We start from the raw sequence: 747 nt of genomic DNA on the forward strand, positions 1-747 counted from the left end.
CCGACAGAGGCCTGGGCGCTTCATGACCGGCTGAGCCTCAGCTTTCCCGATCACGGTGCAGTCAAGACGATTGCGCTCGACCCTGATCAGGGTCTGCCCATTCCCGATCGCAGCGAGCTGAGCCTGTCGCCCCAGGCAACGACAACCGCCCCGCAGGAACATGCTCACCCCTGAAATCCCTATTCCTGAATACAGCCTGCCGATTTTCGGCAGGCCAGCCGAAACATCAGGGACGGGAATTCATCATTCTGGCAGGGCCGATCGTCCCGGTACCTGCCAGAATAATGCGTTCAGATGGCGAGGCCTTCCGTGCGCTCGCTCCAGTGGGTCGAGCCACCCGAGGCGGATGCCTCGCTGCGCTCAGCACTGTCGAAGCCGAAAAACATCTGAGCCTCGGCCCAGACGAGTGAGGACTGGGCCATATGGCCGTGTGTCGCGGCACCCTGCGGCCCATGGCCCCGGCTGCCATGGCTTTGCGCCAGCAAGCGGGCAAGATCGGCGGCGCCGGTCGAAAGATATCTGATCATTCAGTCTGACCCTTGCGACTGCGCCCCCGACCGGAGCATTTCCCCCAGCCAGACAAAGGCGCATGGAAAAAACGGCCGAAGGATTGTCGTCGCGGGGGTTCTCTCCCGGGATTTCAATCCGCCGGAGGGGCATGGGAAAAACCGCATTACCCCGGAAACAGGGTCAGCCTATATGATAGTGAGAGTCGTTCTCAACAACTATTTTCATGACGATAGGGCG

1 protein-coding gene is annotated in these 747 nt (G+C 60.9%); it reads right to left on the reverse strand.

The window, feature by feature from the left end; translation table 11 throughout:
- Positions 1–290 precede the first annotated feature (290 nt).
- Positions 291–527 carry a hypothetical protein gene (locus P792_RS26050; protein ID WP_023978260.1) on the reverse strand — a complete coding sequence of 79 codons (237 nt, stop codon included), beginning with the start codon at positions 525–527 and terminating at the stop codon, positions 291–293.
- Between the last annotated feature and the right edge of the window lie 220 nt (positions 528–747).

It is taken from the genome of Asaia sp. SF2.1 (assembly GCF_000505765.1).
GTDB lineage: Bacteria > Pseudomonadota > Alphaproteobacteria > Acetobacterales > Acetobacteraceae > Asaia > Asaia bogorensis.

Bases quoted from the DNA above. Each gene is read 5' to 3' on its own strand.
- P792_RS26050 (WP_023978260.1), bottom strand. From the start codon at position 527: ATGATCAGATATCTTTCGACCGGCGCCGCCGATCTTGCCCGCTTGCTG.